Source organism: Paraburkholderia sp. RL17-347-BIC-D (genome assembly GCF_046027915.1).
Classification (GTDB): domain Bacteria; phylum Pseudomonadota; class Gammaproteobacteria; order Burkholderiales; family Burkholderiaceae; genus Paraburkholderia.
The window spans coordinates 111,086-128,486 of sequence record NZ_JARESS010000010.1; the positions used below are offsets into that span (position 1 = coordinate 111,086).

Genomic DNA, 17,401 nt, shown 5'->3' on the forward strand with positions numbered 1-17,401 from the left:
GCTCACGTTGGAGTAAAAACGACGATGGCGCTCGAAAGCGCCATCGTCATGTTTACCGCTTACTTCTGTGCTTTAAGCAACCGCGTCCACGATCTTGTTCAGCGTGGCGCTCGGGCGCATGGCCTTGCTCGTCAGTTCGACATTCGGACGATAGTAGCCGCCGATGACCACCGGCTTGCCTTGTGCCGCACCGAGTTCTTCGACGATCTTCGCTTCGTTCTCAGCCAGTGCCTTCGCCACGCCGGCGAACTGCGCTTGCAGCGCGGCGTCTTCTGTTTGCGCGGCCAGTGCTTCCGCCCAGTACATCGCGAGGTAGAAGTGGCTGCCACGGTTGTCGATACCGCCAACCTTGCGCGCCGGCGACTTGTCGTTGTCGAGGAACTTGCCGGTTGCCTGATCCAGTGTCTTGGCCAGAACCTGCGCCTTCGGGTTGTGATAGGCGCTGCTCAGATGTTCGAGCGACGCGGCCAGCGCCAGGAATTCACCCAGCGAATCCCAACGCAGGAAACCTTCTTCGACCAGTTGCTGAACGTGCTTCGGCGCCGAACCGCCCGCGCCGGTTTCGAACATGCCGCCACCAGCCATCAGCGGAACGATCGACAGCATCTTCGCGCTGGTGCCCAGTTCCATGATCGGGAACAGGTCGGTGAGGTAGTCGCGCAGCACGTTGCCGGTGACCGAGATCGTGTCCTTGCCGGCGCGGATACGCTCGATCGAGAACTTCGTCGCTTCGACCGGCGTCATGACGCGGATGTCCAGACCGTTGGTGTCGTGGTTCTTCAGGTATTGCTCGACCTTCTTGATGATCTGGGCGTCGTGCGCGCGCGCCGCGTCCAGCCAGAACACGGCAGGCGTGTTGGTGGCGCGGGCGCGGTTGACCGCCAGCTTGACCCAGTCCTGAACCGGCGCGTCCTTGGTCTGGCACATGCGCCAGATGTCGCCCGCTTCCACCGGTTGTTCGATCAGCACCGTGCCGACAGCGTCCGTCACGCGAACCACGCCGTTTGCCGGGATCTGGAACGTCTTGTCGTGTGAACCGTATTCTTCAGCCGCTTGGGCCATCAGGCCGACGTTCGGCACCGTGCCCATCGTGACCGGGTCGAACGCGCCGTGCTTCTTGCAGTCTTCGATCACTGCCTGATAAACATCCGCGTAGCAGCGGTCCGGAATCACGGCCTTGGCGTCGTGCAGCGCGCCGTCCGCGCCCCACATCTTGCCCGACTCGCGGATCATGGCGGGCATGGACGCGTCGACGATCACATCGCTCGGCACGTGCAGGCTGGTAATGCCCTTGTCCGAATTGACCATGGCCAGTTGCGGACGCTGTGCGTATTGCGCTTTGACGTCGGCTTCGATCGCTTCGCGCGTTTCAGCCGGCAGGTCTTTCAGGCGCGCGTACAGATCACCGATGCCGTTGTTCGGATTGAAGCCGGCTTGCGCCAGCACGTCGGCGTGCTTGGTCAGCACGTCTTTGTAGAACACCGACACCACGTGACCGAAGATGATCGGATCCGACACCTTCATCATGGTGGCCTTCAGGTGCACCGAGAACAGCACGCCCTTCGCCTTCGCGTCGGCGATTTCCGCTTCGATGAAGCTGCGCAGCGCGTTCTTCGACAGCACGGAAGCGTCGATGATCTCGCCTGCTTGCACGGCGGTCTTTTCCTTCAGGACCGTCTTCGAGCCGTCGGCGGCCGTCAGTTCGATCTTCACCGCGCCGGCTGCCGCGATCAGCGCCGATTTTTCGCTGCCGTAGAAATCACCGCCGCTCATGTGCGCGACGTGCGACTTCGAGTCCGCGCTCCAGGCGCCCATCTTGTGCGGATGCTTGCGTGCGTAGTTCTTGACCGACAGCGGTGCGCGGCGGTCCGAATTCCCTTCACGCAGCACCGGGTTGACCGCGCTGCCCTTGATCTTGTCGTAGCGAGCCTTGACGTCTTTTTCAGCGTCGGTATTCGCGACGTCCGGGTACGCCGGCAGCTTGTAGCCCTGATCGCGCAGTTCCGTGATCGCGGCCTTCAGTTGCGGCACCGACGCGCTGATGTTCGGCAGCTTGACGATGTTCGCTTCCGGACGCGTGGTGAGTCCACCCAGTTCCGCCAGATCGTCGGAGCCCTTCTGTTCCGCGCTCAGGTAGTCGGGAAATGCAGCGATGATCCGGCCGGCAAGCGAAATATCGCGCGTCTCGACGATCACGTCGGACGAGCGCGTGAACGCCTTCACGATCGGCAGCAACGAGTAGGTCGCCAGAGCAGGCGCTTCGTCGGTCAGGGTGTAGATGATCTTCGGCGGTGTGGACATGTTCGGTGCTTTGCTAGGTGAAGTGTTAGACAGAGCGTTGGGTGGTGCCGACCGGCGCGTTGTGGCAAAACAACAAGGCGGCGCGACGCACGGCACTACTTTCTACGGCCAGAGCGTGAGTATATGCGTGTTTTCCTCTACTCGCTGCTAAACAAACATATCCCGGAAACACCCTCCAAGGGGCCGAGCCCCGCCGGATAAGGCTTTGGGCCGATTTCACCTTGTCTTATGACAGATGTCTTATAGATGACTAAGAACTCGAAACAAACAGATTGTTAATGCGAATCAGATGCATTACCATTTGAGCGCAGTCGCGTTCTTACACTTCGATTACTTAACCACCCGCTTCCGATGACGTCGTTTCGCACATTTCTGGTGCGCGGCGAGCGTCACTCTGTCCAATTCGAACAACATGCAGAAATTCTTTGTCGCCGGCCGACCGGCGTTTGTGCGCGGCCAACGCCGTACTCCCTCGCTGCTGAGCGCGGGGCTTCTGGCCAGCGTCGGTTTGACGCTTTCCACGCTGTCGACTCCGGGCTGGGCGCAGGTCGCGGCCAGCGACGCCGCCGCGACGCTGCCGGCCGTGAGCGTCTCGGCGGCAAAAGACACCACCGTGGCGCAGGCCGACACGGTCAGCGCAGGCGCGCTGGGTTCGCGCAAGCAGGTGGACACGCCGTTTTCGACTCACATCGTGACGAGCGACGAAGCGCAGGATCTGTTCGCGACGACCGCCAACGATCTGTACAAGTACGATCCGGCCGTGTCGGTGATCAGCGAAAACGCGATCAGCGAAAATTCGATGTTCACCGTGCGCGGCATGCCGATCGACACGCTGAACAGCATCAAGGTGGACGGCCAGACCTTCCCGTCGTGGGATACGGATCTCTCGCTCGAACCGTTCGAGCAGGTCGAATTGCTCAAGGGCCTGTCCGGCTTCATGTATGGCTTCGGCTCGCCGGGCGGCATCGTCAATTACGTGTTGAAGCGTCCCACCAACACGCCGTACCGCAGCATCACGGTCGGCTACAGGTCGGCCGGCGTATTCAGCGAGGCCGTCGATCTGGGCGGCCGCTTCGGCAATGACGACCGTTTCGGCTACCGCCTGAACCTCGTCAACGAAAACGGCAACACCGCCGAGGACCACGGCCACGTGCGCCGCCAGGTCGCCTCGCTCGCGTTCGACTTCCGCATTACGCCGGACTTGACGTGGAGCGCCGACGCGTTCTACCAGAAGCGCAGAACCAACGGCACGCTGTTCGGCCTGATGTTCGGCGGCGACGCCGGCGGCATTCCCGACGCGAGCAAAGTCACCCACGCGCTCACGCAACCGCAGAACTACTACGAGACCGAGATGGCCTCGTTCGGCACGGGCCTGGATTACCGCATCTCCGACAACTGGCACGCGAGCCTGAAGTACCGCTTCGCCAAGGAGAACCGCACCAATTCGGATAGCTTCCTGTTCGTTTCCGACGCCGCAGGCAACTACTCGAACACGCTCTATGCGGCCATGACGCGTTACTTCTACCAGAACGTCGACGGCATGGTGCAAGGCCATTTCAACACGGGCAGCATCAAGCACGACGTGGTGGTGGGCGCCGGTTTCGAAACGCAAACCAGCGAATACAGCAATAGCACGGGTTGGAACGAAGGCTACTTCCTCGGCAACGGCAATCTGTACGCCAGCACCTTGCTGACCAACGACGAAGTCAGCATCGGCTCGGACCTGTACCGTCAGCAGCGCATCACGCAAGCCGCCGTGTACGCGAGCGACACCGTGCAGCTCACGTCGCGTCTGTCGGCGCTGGTCGGCGTGCGCTACACGCAATATCAGCAGCACGTGTACGACCCGAGCGGCGCGGTGTCGTCGCAATACCAGGCGGACCCTGTCACGCCGACTTTCGCGCTGATGTTCAAGACTGATCCGTACTCGACGCTGTACGCGAGCTACGTCGAGTCGCTGGAACAGGGCGGTGCCGCGTCCAACACCAACCTCAACTACCCGGACACGTTCGGCCCACTGCGCAGCAAGCAGTACGAAGTCGGCTTTAAAACCGACCACGCCAAGTGGGGCGCCAACCTCGCGCTGTTCCACGTCGATCAGGGCTACAACTACACGAACGTCGACAACATCTTCGTGCAGGACGGCACCAAGCGCTATCAGGGCCTCGACGCGAGCGGCTGGCTTGCGCTCACCAGCGAATGGCGAGTCATGGGCGGCGTAATGTGGCTCGACACGAAGGCCATGGACGTCAACGATCCGACCGTGGAAGGCAAGCGCATCTACGGCGCGCCGCGCTTCACCGTGACGGGCCGGATCGAATACAACCCGTCGTATCTGCGTCCGCTGACGCTGGCGTTCGGCGGCAAGTACGTCGGCAACCAGGCCGTCGACGCGCAGAACACGCAGTTCGTGCCGGCTTACACCACGTTCGATCTGAGCGGCCGCTATGAGACGAAAATCGCCGGCAAGGACGTGACGTTCCGCGCGGGGATCAACAACCTGTTCAACCGCCGTTACTGGACGACGGCGTGGGGCTACTACGTGGCGCCGTCGCCGACGCGCACCGCCGTAGCCAGCGCAACGCTGCAGTTCTAAGCATCGCGTGAACTCGGGGCGCCCGCGGCGGGCGCCCCGATCATGGCGGGAATCTCCGCGACCAGCGCATCGATCGCGCAGCGCGTTTTCAGCGCCAGATAGCGACTCTTCGGCCACACCAGGTGGATCTCCTGAGCAGGCCGGAAACAATTCTCCATCACCGTCACCAGCTCGCCTGTTTGCGCATAACGGGCCAATAGCCAACTCGGCAGCCACGCGAGGCCGAAGCCGGCGAGAGCGGCATCGACAATACCCTTCATGTCGTCGAAACCAAGCTGCGGCTGAACTTGCGCGCGGCGGATTTGCCCGTCGACGTCGACCACATCCCACGGCTGCGCCGACCCTGCCCGCAAGTAGGCAATCACGGCGTGTCCGCGCAATTCGTCGACGCTCGCCGGCGTGCCATGCCGCGCCAGATAGGCTGGCGCGGCGCCGATGCTCGCGTGCTGCATGCCGAGCTTGCGCGCGGCAAGACTCACGCTGTCCGCGAGCGGACCCACGCGCACCACGAGATCGAAACCCTCTTCGATCACGTCGACGAAGCGGTCGGTAATCGAAATGTCGATCTTCAATTGCGGATGCTTGCGGGCGAGGCCGAGCAGCACGGGCGCCACGCAGTAATGACCGAAAGCCTGCGGCACGCTCACACGCAATCGGCCTTTGGGCTCGCGTCGCCCAGAGTCCAGATCGGCTTCTGCGGCTTCGAGTTCGGCCAGCGCGCGCACGCAGCGGTCGTAGTAAGCCTGGCCGTCTTCGGTGAGGCTCTGGCTGCGCGTCGTCCGATTGAGCAGGCGTACGCCGAGACGCTTCTCCAACCGAACGATCACTTTGCCGACCGCCGAGCGCGTCAGGTTCATCCGTTCCGCCGCGAGCGCGAAACTGCCCGTTTCGACCACGCGCACGAACGTCGTCACACCATCGAGGATGTCGCTCATACCCTTGCCTTATTGGTTCCCACCGAGACACATTTATGGGATTTTCGTGCGTCAATGGGGACATGAATTCCCCCTATATTACACAGTCCGTGGTGGGCAAGCCCATCGACTAACGAAGTGAAATTTTCATGTCCAATGATCCGATCGCGCCGCCACGGCGCGAAGAACGGCCCCGCGCGGCTGCAACTGCAGAGCATCGAGCGATCTCGCGCGAGCCGCGCCCTGCACGAACCATCGCGAGCGAAACTTCGCAACCGGCCACCTTCCTCTCGCTGCGCAAAAACACGCTGGCGTTGGGCGCGGTGTGTCTTGCGTCGCTGATGTTCGGCCTCGAAATCTCCAGCGTGCCGGTGATCCTGCCGACGCTCGAGCGCGTGTTGCACGGCGACTTCAAAGGCATGCAGTGGATCATGAACGCGTACACGCTCGCGGTGACCACCGTCCTGATGGCGACCGGCACGCTGGCAGACCGATTCGGCCGCCGACGCATCTTCGTGATCGGCATCGCCCTGTTCGGCATCACCTCGTTGATCTGCGGACTCGCGCAAAGCGTGCCGACGCTGATCGTCGCGCGCCTGTTGCAAGGCGCGAGCGGCGGCGCCATGCTGATCTGCCAGGTGGCTGTGCTATCGCATCAGTTCAACGAAGGACCCGAACGCGCTCGCGCATTCAGCGCGTGGGGCATCATCTTCGGCATCGGGCTCGGCTTTGGGCCGATCATCGGCGGGGCGATCGTGGCGCTATCGAGTTGGCAATGGGTCTTCTGGGTGCACGCGCTACTCGCTGTCGTGACCTTGACGCTCGTTTTCAGCGGCGTGCAGGAATCGCGCGACCCGCACGCGCATACGCTCGACGTTGCCGGCATCGTCACGTTGTCACTGGCGGTGTTCGGGCTCGTGTATTTCATCACGCAGGTTCCGGCGCTCGGCTTCGGCGATCCGCGAGCGCTTTTCATCATCGCGGTAACACTGGTCGCCTTCGTGGCTTTTCTGTTTGCGGAGAAGCTCAGTGCGCGTCCCATGTTCGACTTTTCTGTGTTCAGGATTCCGCAGTTTTCCGGCGCACTGATGGGCTCGGCGGGCATGAACTTCAGCTTCTGGCCGTTCATGATCTATCTGCCGATCTATTTCCAGATCGGTCTCGGTTATGACAGCGTGAGCGCCGGACTCGCCTTGCTCGCCTACACGTTGCCGACGCTGCTGTTTCCGCCGCTCGGCGAACGGCTCGCATTGCGTTATGGCTCGGGAATCGCCATACCTGCCGGCCTTTTCACAATCGGCCTCGGCTTCATGCTGATGCGATACGGCAGCAGCGCCGCGCATGCTGACGTGTGGACCATGTTGCCCGGTTGCGTGGTGACGGGCGCGGGCCTCGGCCTCACCAATACGCCCGTCACCAATACGACGACCGCCGCGGTTCCCGCCGAACGCGCGGGCATGGCCTCGGGCATCGATATGAGCGCGCGGATGATTACGCTCGCGATCAACATCGCGTTGATGGGCGCGATCCTGGTCGGCGGCATTCTGTTCAATCTGAAGACGCGACTGCCGAAGTCGCTTGACACCGCGCCGCTCGGCAAGCTCGCGGAGAAAATTGCGGCCGGCGATGTCGAAGCGATCAGAACCGGGATGCCGGCGTTGACACAAATCGACCCTTCAGGAAGCGTCGTACATGCCGCGTTGATGCAGGGCTTCGGCTGGGTAATGGTCTACGGCGGAGTCGGCGTGTGGGTGCTTGCTGCGCTCAGTTTCGTGATTTCCGGCAGCGCGTCGCGAAGACTTGGCGTCAAGAAGCACACGCCCGCGCAGCAGCAACAGCAACCAGCCCGATGCGACGCGTGCTGAACAGTGCTCCGTCGACGGCGGCGTGCGCCCACAAGTAGCATCCAAAGCGGCGCACGCTTCGCCAATCACGCCTCGACTTGCACCGACTGCCCGGCCATCATCGCGAGCCCTTCGTTCAAAGCTGGAAAAAGGCTGCGGTTGAAATTGTTCCAGCGCAGTTCGAGGATCGTATCGTCCTTATCGATTTCGGTATTCAGCACGTCGTGAATCACCTCGCCAGAATCGATCCCGTTGTCGACGTAGTGAAACGATGCGCCGGTCAGATAGAGCGGTTCGACCGCCACGGTTTCCATCGTCTTCCAGTTGACCACTTTCTTGCCGCGCGCGCCATAGAGCGCGTCGAGCGTCGCATACGCGCCGCGCCGCTCGTACGGCGATTCGGCGCGCGTGACGCCCGGATGGATATTCACGATCTTGCGATAGAACGGCGCACCCGGCCGCACCAGTTCGTCGAGAATGATCAGCAAACCATCCAGCACGACGATATCGGCCTTCAACTCCACCAGCGTATCGAGCAGATGCTTTTCAAAGGCGCTCTTGCCTGCCGGGCGGCCTGGCGCATCGACCGGTTCACGCCGATACGTCGACGGAATCGCGAGCAGTAGATCGTTGACCGGCTTGCCCTGCACACGCAAGTTCGGAGGATAGAACCAGCGCTTGCCCGGCTCATAGGCGAAGCCATATTCCTTCAGTTTCTCGCGATCCACGCTGGAGCCCGCATCGTCGTCGTAAATGACTTTTTCGAGCGAGTACTGATCGCCTAGCTCGGTGCCGTTGAGCGCCTCGACGAGCGACTCCAGCACCGACTTCATGTAGCGCGTGCCGCTCTTGTACGCGATCTCCTGGCCGGCCTTGTCGGCGGCGGCGTTTCTGAGCGACCAGATGTAAACGAGTTTCTTCTTCGGCATAGTCGGTTCCTATGTGTGAGTCATTGCCACATGCTTACCAGTCGTATTTCGCGGTTGCGATCACCGTGCGTGGATTCCCATAGAAACAGGTATTCACGGACTGGCAACCGCTCACGAACCGGCGATTGAAAATGTTCTGGCCGTTCACCGCGAAGCGCCAGTTGCGCGTTTCGTAGTGAACCGCTGCGTCGTACACGGTGTAGCTCCGCACATACAGCGAGTTGTCGGCGGCGCCCGCCGCGCCGCTCTGGTAGCGAATGCCCGCACCAAAGCCGAGACCTGCCAGCGGCCCGGCATGCCACGTCCAGTCGCCCCACAACGACGCCATCTGGCGTGGCCGCGGAATATCCACCGGCCACTTGCCGAGCGTGTCGTCGCCGGCCTTGATGTTCTTCACGTCCTGATACACGTACGCGGCGATCACCGAGAAGTTGCGCGTGACATTGCCCACGCCGCTCAACTCGATCCCGCGCGAACGCACCTCGCCGGTCTGCACGCTGGTGCTGCCGCTCGGGTCGATCGCGAGGTCCGGCGTGACGACGTTGGTCTGGTTGATCTGATAAACCGCCGCGCTGAGCATCAGGTTCTTGCCGGCCGGTTGCCAGCGCAAACCGGCTTCGATCTGCTTGCCTTTGGTCGGCTCGGCAATACCGCCGCCGGCGATCTTCACGCCGACCAGCGGATTGAACGACGTCGAGTAGCTGATGTACGGCGACAATCCGTAATCGCCGAGGTACACGAGCCCAACCCGCCCGGAGAACGCATGATCGTTCTGTTCGAGGCGGCTGCCACCGGCGATGTCGTTCTGCGCGGTGTTGCTCCAGTCCTGACGCCCGCCGAGCGTCAGCACCCAGCGTTGCCACTTGATCTGGTCCTGCGCATACACGCCGAACGCATTCATGGTCGACTTCGTGTCGGTGCGTGGGAACGCGTCCGGTCCGCTGAAGATCGCGTTGGTGATCGGCGTATACACCGGGTTGTACATGTTCAGGCTCGGACCGGTCGCCATCGATTCGCTATCGGTGGTCGACTGCCGGTTGTATTCGAAGCCCAGCAGCACCGTATGATCGAGCGGACCCGTGCCGAAGCGGGCCAGCGCCTGATTGTCGACATCGAAGCGGCTGTAGTTCATCTGGTACAGACCGACATAGCGCAGCAGCGACGCCTCGGTCGGATCGGCCGGATCGAGACCGCCGCCGAACACCTGCCCCTGATCGAGCGAGAGATGCATCAAGCGAGTGTTCTGCCGGAACGTCCACACCGGATCGAACTTGTATTCGAACTGATAACCCACCGACCATTGCTTCTTGCGGTAGTGCGAAAACTCCGGATCGCCCGTGTACAGGTCCGGCGAAATCTTGCCATTCGGATTCGGCAAAATCGTGCCTTGTGCCGGCAAGAAGTTATTCGATGCGTCGCCCCAATCCTGCAGATAAGTCGCCTCGACCGTCAGCGAAGTCTTCGCGTTCGGCTGCCACTTCACCGAGGGCGCCAACGCCACGCGCTGCTCCGGATTCGGCCCGGTCTGCGAATTGCCGTCACGTCCCACGCCGAGGAAACGATAGGACAGCGTGCCGTCCCTATCGACCTTGTCGCCCACGTCGAATGCGATCTGCTTGCGCGCGTAGTCGCCCAATTGCATTTCCACTTCGCGAATGCGCTCGCCGTTGGCGAGCTTGCTCTGCACGTCGATGATCGCGCCCGGGTCGCCCTGGCCGTACAGCACCGAGGTCGGACCGCGCAGCACCGTGATGCTGTCGATCATGTACGGATCGACACGCCAGCTCGCGAGATTGAGCGTATTGGGCACTTGCAGGCCGTCGACGAACACGGTCGGCGTGAAGCCGCGCAACACCGAATACCAGTCGGAGCGTACATCCGCACCATAGGTCGAGAAGCCCGGAATGTAGCGCAGCGCCTCGTTGATGCTGGTCGCGCCGGTCTCCTCGATCTGCAGTGCGGTAACGACGTTGATCGTCTGCGGAATTTCCTTCAGCGGCGTGTCGGTCTTGGTGCCGGTGCTGCTACGGCGTGCAACGAGGCCCACCGTGTCGTCATTGTCGGCCGAGCCTTCGACGCTGATCGAAGGCAGCGTACCGGCCGCAGTCGCGCCCGCTTGGCTCGTACTGGTGTTCTGCTGCGCATTGCCCTCGGTTTGCGCCGACTGCTGCGCCTGTGCGGTAGCGGCTGCCGCCGCATAAAACGCCACGCTCGCCGCGGCGGCGGTTGCACTCCGGCGCGTGCCTATTGCCCACTCCATCTCTCGATGCTCCAGGTTCTTCCGCGGCCAAAAGACCGCTTTTTATTAAAGAGCGAAGGCCATGCGGCCCACGCTCGTCGCGTTTTCTTGTGCTTGTTGTGTCCGGCCGGCCGACCGGTCTTGCGATGTGTGATGTGCGAGCGAAGCGGCGATTTCGTCTGAGCGCAGCGCGAGCACCGACAGCAGCGTGTCGGACAACCCGTGACTGTCTTCGCAGCAGCCCTGCAGGTAAATGCGCGGTTTGAAGCTCGCCGGCGTGGCGAGCCGGTAATCGCGTTCGACGTTGCCTTGCGCGAGCGCATCGCCAAGATGCGGCGCAAGCCCTTCCAGCAAGTCGAAATGGGTGTCGCGGCGATATCCCGTTGCAAGCACGAGCGCGTCGAATTGCTCGGCGCGTGCGTGACCGCTCAGACGGTCACGCAATGTGAGTTCGATCTGGCCGCCGGCCGTGCGCACTGCCGTTTCGATGCCGGTGTTCGCCAGCAGCCGGTGGCGCGGATCGGCGGACACGTTCTGCAGATAAAGCATTTCATAGATCTGCTCGATCAGCGGACGGTCGACCACCGCGTAGTTGGTGTCGCGAAAGCGCTCGATCAGCGAGCGGCGGCCGTCGCGCGGCTGCGCGTAGACGATATCGGTAAAAGCGGGGCTGAAGATTTCGTTGACGAACGGGCTGTCGTCGGCGGGTTTCAGCGCGCTCGAACGAATGATGAGGCTCGCGTCGACGTGCGGATAGCGGCGCGTCAGATCGACGAACACCTCGGCCGCGCTCTGTCCCGCGCCGATCACCGCCACGCGTTTTTGCGCGCCGCTCGCGGGTCCGACCGCGCGGTCGATGGAAGTCAGGTACTGCGACGAATGCACGATGTTGTGCGTGCCGAGCGCGGCGAACGCCTCCGGCACCTGCGGACCGCCGCCGATGCCGACCGACAGCGCCCGCGTCACACGTTGCCATTCACGGCCTTCGCTATCGCGCGAGAAAACCCGCAGCGCTTCGACGTCGTTCGCATTCGTGGCGCTCTTGACCGCTTCGATGCCGGTCACGGTCTGCCCATAGTTCACGCGATCGTCGAACGACGCCGCGACCCAGCTCAGGTAATCATGGAACTCCACGCGCGTCGGATAGAAGTTCTTCAGATTGACGAAATCCGCCAGACGTCCGCGTTCGTAGAGATAGTTGATGAACGTGAAGCGGCTTTTCGGATCGCGCATCGTCACGAGATCCTTGAGGAAGGAAATCTGCATCCGGCAATCGTCGAGCAGCATGCCGCGGTGCCAGCCGAATTCCGGCTGACGCTCGATGAAGCAATGCGCGAGGTCCGACACGCCGGCCTCTTCGGCGAGCCGCACGGCAAGCGCGAGATTCGACGGTCCGAAGCCGATTCCGATCAGATCAAATACAGTGTCTCTGTGCATGTCGCAGGTCCTTATCGGTGGAAGCCGGCGCGCCGGATGCGCGGGCCGGTGAAAATCTTTCGTGATTGATGCCGTTTTTTATTGACTGCGTTTTTTGCCGGGTTTTGTGCTCGGCCTACGCGCCGTCGCGTAATGCAGCAACGTTCGACGCCTGCGCGACGAGCCTCACCGCCAGTTGCGCGAAGGTCGGCGCGGCGAATACGTCGGCGATCTCCAGCGCATGGCCGGCGACTCGCGCGGCATCGACGAAGCGCACCACGTCGAATGAACTCGCGCCCGCCTCGAACAGGTCGTCGTGATGCGCGGGCGTGTTGCCCTCGAAGAGATCGCCCCAGACGCGTTCAAGCGCCTGGGCGCGCTGCGATGCTTCGTCGTGAGATGTCGTGCTTGCCTGCGCGCCGGTCGCGAGGCTTGCGGACTCCAATGCAAAGCGCGCCGCCGAAGCACCCAGTTGCTCATGCGGCGCATCGACGAACTGCTGCACCACGTCCAGATAGTCGGCGGTCAGTACCTCGACAAAGCGGCCGTCCACCAACTCGTTCGCATACGAAAAAGCGCCGGTCACGCGTCCGTCGGCGTGCTCGACCACATCCAGTTCCAGTTCGAACACCACTCGATGCCGCACGTCGTTGAAGTCGTCGAGCGTGAGGCCGGCCCAGTCGCGTTCCGCTGTTCCCGCCGGGCGCAGGTAGTTGAACATCACTGAGAAAAGCGGATTGGCGACTTCGCTGCGCGGAGCGCGCAATGCCGCCACCACGTCGGCGAATGGCGTATCCGCATGCGCATAGGCGGCGAGCGCGGCGTCTCGGACTTCGGCGAGCAGCGTTGCCGGCGTGTCGGTTTTCGCGAGCCGCGTGCGCACGACAACGGCGTTGATGAAGAGTCCGAGCGCGCGGCGCGCGGCCTCGCCTGTCAGTTCACGCGTCGAGGCGAGAACGCCGACCGGTTGATCGGTGACGCCCGTCGCACGATAGAAGGCTACGTTCAGCGCGGCGTGTAACAACATAGGCAAGGTGGCGTGAACCTCGAGCGCCATCGAGCGGGCGCGGCGCACGAGCGCCGGGCTGAATTCGAACGCAAGACGGCCGGCGCTCCAACTCGGCGACGCAGCACGGCCCGACGAGGGCGACGGCAGCACATGCGACTGCACATCCGCCAACGCATCGCGCCAGAACGATAGACGCGCCCGCGCCGCGGCGACCGGCAGGATCAGTTCCTGATGCAAGGGCGATCCCGATACCGAAACCGCCGGCGACGCGCCTCGCACAATCGCGACATAAGTGGTCCGTACATCATCGAGCCATAGATCGATCGACTGACCGTCCGACACGATGTGATGCACGACCAGCGACAACACGTGATCCTGCTCGGCAAGGCGCACCAAGCGCACGCGCCAGAGCGGGGCATCGTCGAGCAGATGGAATGGCGTAAGCGCGTCTTCGTCGGTCAGCGCGACAGCGGCATGCTCACGGGCAGCTTCTGTCGGATCGCCGGACAGATCGATCATGCCCAGCTCAAATGACATCGACTCGCCAACTCGTTGGCCCGGCAATTGCCCTTCACGTTCAACGAGCCGCACACGCAACGCCGGATGCCGCGCAGCCGCCTGAGCAAACGCTTCGCGCAACGCATCGACATCGAGCGTGCCGCGCAGACGCAGCGCAACAGGAATGTTGTAGGCCGCGCTATCCGGTTGCGAGCGCCACAGGAACCACAAGCCCAATTGCGCGGAAGAAAGCGGCAGCACGCCGTTCGCATCGGGTGCGAGGCGTGAATTCGAGGCGCCGCTCGAAGCTTCGTTGCCGACATCGGCCATCGCCTCGCTGCGTGCCGCCGCCATCACCCTCTGCGCGTATTGCGCCAGCGTCGGCGCTTCGAAGAGCGTGCGCACCGGCACATCGCGTGCGAGCCGTTCGGCCACGCGCGTCGCGACACGAACCGCCGCGAGCGAATGCCCGCCGAGCTCGAAGAAATGATCGCCGCGGCCGACACGCTCCACACCCAGCACTTCGCGGAAAATCTGCGCGAGCGCGGTTTCGAGTCCCGCTGCGGGCGCCTGATAGGCACGCGCAACACGCTGCGGCTCCGGCAACGCCGCGCGGTCCACCTTGCTGTTGGCATTGCGCGGCAACGCGTCGAGCACGACGATATGCGCGGGCACCATATAGTCGGGCAACGTATGACGCAGATGCGCGTCGAGTTCGGCCGCATCCGCGCGTGCGCTGCGTTCACGCGCTTCGGCGCTCAATTCGACATACGCGACCAGCGCCGCTTGCGCACCCTTGCCATGCACGATCGCCACGGCTTCGCGCACATCGTCGTGCGAAGCGAGTTGTGCTTCGATCTCACCAAGTTCGATCCGCAAGCCGCGCAGCTTCACCTGATGATCGACGCGGCCAATGAAATCGAACACGCCGTCCGCGCGCCGCTTGACGAGGTCGCCTGTACGATAGAGCCGCGCGCCCGGCACGCCGAACGGATCCGGCACGAAGCGCTCGGCCGTGAGCGCCGGCCGGTTGAGATAACCGCGCGCGACACCCACGCCCTCGCCGCCCAGATACAACTCGCCGATCACGCCGACCGGCAGCGGATTCAAGCGTGAATCGAGCACATGCGCCGAACGCGCGCCGACCAGCGTGCCGATCGGCAGATAGGCGCTGTCCGCGAGCTTCGTACTGTCGTCGGTCGGATAGAACATCCACAGCATCGGCGTGATGACGGTTTCAGTCGGCCCATAACCGTTGACGATGCGCGCATTCGGAAACGCTCGGCGCATCAGCGCGAACGCTTCACGCGAGGTGGCTTCACCGCCCACCGTCAGCGAACGCAAGCTCGGTGGCGCACCGTGCGCGAGCGCCCACTCGGCGAGCTGGGTCGCGCAACCGGGCGGCACATAGGTCATGGTCACGCCTTCGCGCACCATCATCCGGCAGGTTTGCGCGGGCGGCCACAGCGTGTCCGCCGTGATCGCCACAGCCGCGCCGGACATGTACTGCGAGAACCAGCCTTCATGCGCGCCGTCGAAATTGACCGACTGGAACAGCAGGAACACGTCACGCTCGCCTGCGCCGTAGCGCTCCGCGATCGCCGCGCAATGCAATGCAAACGAACCGTGATCGACCACCACGCCCTTCGGCTTGCCCGTCGAGCCCGACGTATAAATCACATACGCCGCCTGGTGCGGCGACACACGCGGCAACTCGACATCCGCCGCCGACGGTTCGTTAACCGGCGGTTCCTCGTCGATCAGCCACAACCGCAGACGATCCGACTCCGGCAACGCGGCGAGACTCGCACGTTCCGTGATGACGTGCGTGATCTGCGCATCGTCGAGAATCTGTGCAAGACGCTCACGCGGATGGCTCGGGTCCAGCGGCACGAACGCACCGCCCGATTTCAGCGCGGCGATCAGACCGACCAGCAGGTCCACCGACCGGCTCAGCGCCACGCCGACCCGCATCTCCGCACTCACACCTGCCGCGACGAGGCGTTGCGCCAAATGCGCGGCTTGCGCATCCACTTCGCCGCGCGTAAGCGAGCGATGCATATCCGCGACGCCGCGCGCGTCCGGCCGCGCGCTGGCGTGGTCGGCCACTCGCTGATGCACCGGCCTGAACACCGTCTCATGCGGGAGCGCCGTGCTATTCCATGCGTCGAGTTGTGCACGCTCCGCTTGCGGCAGCCACTGCAAATCTCCTACCGCGGTGGCCGGTGCCGCCGTCGCATTCGATAGCAACTCGATGAATCGCGCGGCGAGGCGCTCTATCGCATCGGCGTCGAACAGGTCAAGCGCGTAGATGAAGTAGGCATCGATCGAACCGTCGTCCCGTTCCTCGAAGCTCAACGTCAAATCGAATTTGGCAAACGGCGCACCCGACGGCAACTCCGTCATGCGCACTTCCGCGAGCGACGGCAGACGGCGCCGCGCGCCATAAGCGGCCATCACCTGAAACAGCGGATGATGACTCGCGCTGCGCACCACGCCGAGCGCTTCGACCACCTGTTCGAACGGCACGTCCTGATGCGATTGGGCGTCGATCAGCGTTTGCTGCGTCGCGCCGACCAACCAAGCAAACGGCTGCGCTGGGGGAACCGGCGCGGCCAACGTGAGCGTGTTCACGAAGAAGCCGACGAGCCCGGCCACTTCGCCGCGCTCGCGATTCGCCGCGGGTACACCGATCTGAATCTGCGTTTCACCCGACGAGCGCGCGAGCAAAGCACTCAATACCGCCAGCAAGACGGCAAACGGCGTCGCGCGCTGCGCATTGGCCAGTGTCTTTACCTGCTGCGCGAGCGCGGCATCGATAACGAACCGATGCCTTGCACCACGCGCGCTGCGCTGCGCCGGACGCGGTGCGGCGCCTGGCAACATCAGCACGTCGCGATTCGCATCCAGCCGTTCGCGCCAGAACGCCAACTGGCGCTCACGTTCTCCCGCGTCGAGCCAGCGGCGCTGCCACAACGCGAAGTCGGCGTACTGGATCGGCAACGGCGCGAGCGACACCGCTTCGCTCTTCGCATACGCGCGATAAAACGACGCCAGTTCGGCCAGTATCACGTCCGCGGACCAGCCGTCGGAGACAATGTGATGCGTCGTCAGCGCGAGCCAGTGCGTGGTCGCGTCGAGACGAATCAGGTGCGCGCGCATCAACGGCCCGAGCGACAGATCGAAGGCCTTCGCTTCGTCGGCGCGTGCGATGTCGGCGGCGCGCGTCTCGCGCTGATCCGCGGGCAATGCGCTCACGTCACTCGCGTGCCACGGGCAGCGAGATGGCGCATGCACCGTTTGCAACACGCCGTCGCCGCTTTCGGTGAAGGTCGTACGCGGCGCTTCGTGACGCGCGATCAGCGCATCGCACGAAAGACGCAACGCGTTGGCATCGAGCGCGCCGTCGAGCCGTAAGCGTTCGGTGATGTGATACGCCGCCGGTTCATCGATCATCCGCGCGTGCAGCCACAAACGCGTTTGCGCAAACGAAGCCGGCACGCTCGCCGTGCGCTCGGCGCGCGGTGGAATCGGCAGCACGCGAAAGTCGATGCCGGCGGCGTCGAGCTTCGTGAGAAAGGCCTTGCGCTGCGCATCCGGCAACAGCGCGAAGCGTGACGCGAGGGAAAGCAGATCCGGTTTGGCAGTGGTCATG

General features: G+C 63.3%; 8 protein-coding genes. 2 read left to right on the top strand and 6 right to left on the bottom strand.

From position 1 onward, the window contains the following. Positions 1 to 72: 72 nt before the first annotated feature. Positions 73 to 2,301, bottom strand: coding sequence for an NADP-dependent isocitrate dehydrogenase (locus tag P0D96_RS16050; protein ID WP_408314267.1), 2,229 nt, complete (start codon positions 2,299 to 2,301; stop codon positions 73 to 75). A 412-nt stretch (positions 2,302 to 2,713) separates the two neighbouring features. On the opposite strand from P0D96_RS16050, the gene P0D96_RS16055 reads away from it, so the two are divergent. Next, the gene (locus P0D96_RS16055) at positions 2,714 to 4,897 is read left to right on the top strand and encodes a TonB-dependent siderophore receptor (RefSeq protein ID WP_408314269.1); all 2,184 of its coding nucleotides are present in this window, start codon (positions 2,714 to 2,716) and stop codon (positions 4,895 to 4,897) included. Here P0D96_RS16055 and P0D96_RS16060 read toward each other — a convergent pair. Beyond that, complete coding sequence (locus P0D96_RS16060; protein ID WP_408314271.1) at positions 4,894 to 5,832, bottom strand: LysR family transcriptional regulator; 939 nt, start codon at positions 5,830 to 5,832, stop codon at positions 4,894 to 4,896. The genes P0D96_RS16055 and P0D96_RS16060 overlap by 4 nt on opposite strands. Positions 5,833 to 5,960: 128 nt before the next feature. Between P0D96_RS16060 and P0D96_RS16065 the strand changes: the two genes are divergently transcribed. After that, positions 5,961 to 7,676, top strand: coding sequence for an MFS transporter (locus P0D96_RS16065; protein ID WP_408314273.1), 1,716 nt, complete (start codon positions 5,961 to 5,963; stop codon positions 7,674 to 7,676). Positions 7,677 to 7,741: 65 nt separating this feature from the next. On the opposite strand, the gene P0D96_RS16070 is transcribed toward P0D96_RS16065, so the two are convergent. The 4 genes from P0D96_RS16070 to P0D96_RS16085 form a co-directional block, all read right to left on the bottom strand. Beyond that, a complete protein-coding gene (locus P0D96_RS16070; RefSeq protein WP_408314274.1) occupies positions 7,742 to 8,584 on the bottom strand; it encodes a N(5)-hydroxyornithine transformylase PvdF in 843 nt (280 codons plus the stop codon). A 34-nt stretch (positions 8,585 to 8,618) separates the two neighbouring features. Beyond that, positions 8,619 to 10,844: a TonB-dependent siderophore receptor gene (locus P0D96_RS16075; protein ID WP_408314276.1), complete on the bottom strand. Its 2,226-nt coding sequence runs from the start codon at positions 10,842 to 10,844 to the stop codon at positions 8,619 to 8,621. Between the two features lie 45 nt (positions 10,845 to 10,889). Beyond that, positions 10,890 to 12,260 (bottom strand): lysine N(6)-hydroxylase/L-ornithine N(5)-oxygenase family protein, encoded by a 1,371-nt coding sequence (locus P0D96_RS16080; RefSeq protein WP_408283875.1) that lies wholly within the window; start codon positions 12,258 to 12,260, stop codon positions 10,890 to 10,892. Positions 12,261 to 12,375: 115 nt separating this feature from the next. Next, a complete protein-coding gene (locus P0D96_RS16085) occupies positions 12,376 to 17,400 on the bottom strand; it encodes a non-ribosomal peptide synthetase (RefSeq protein WP_408314277.1) in 5,025 nt (1,674 codons plus the stop codon). Position 17,401: the final 1 nt, after the last annotated feature.

Coding starts and splice junctions, on each gene's coding strand:
- P0D96_RS16070 (WP_408314274.1), bottom strand. CDS start 8,584: ATGCCGAAGAAGAAACTCGTTTACATCTGGTCGCTCAGAAACGCCGCC.
- P0D96_RS16055 (WP_408314269.1), top strand. CDS start 2,714: ATGCAGAAATTCTTTGTCGCCGGCCGACCGGCGTTTGTGCGCGGCCAA.
- P0D96_RS16080 (WP_408283875.1), bottom strand. CDS start 12,260: ATGCACAGAGACACTGTATTTGATCTGATCGGAATCGGCTTCGGACCG.
- P0D96_RS16050 (WP_408314267.1), bottom strand. CDS start 2,301: ATGTCCACACCGCCGAAGATCATCTACACCCTGACCGACGAAGCGCCT.
- P0D96_RS16075 (WP_408314276.1), bottom strand. CDS start 10,844: ATGGAGTGGGCAATAGGCACGCGCCGGAGTGCAACCGCCGCCGCGGCG.
- P0D96_RS16085 (WP_408314277.1), bottom strand. CDS start 17,400: ATGACCACTGCCAAACCGGATCTGCTTTCCCTCGCGTCACGCTTCGCG.
- P0D96_RS16065 (WP_408314273.1), top strand. CDS start 5,961: ATGTCCAATGATCCGATCGCGCCGCCACGGCGCGAAGAACGGCCCCGC.
- P0D96_RS16060 (WP_408314271.1), bottom strand. CDS start 5,832: ATGAGCGACATCCTCGATGGTGTGACGACGTTCGTGCGCGTGGTCGAA.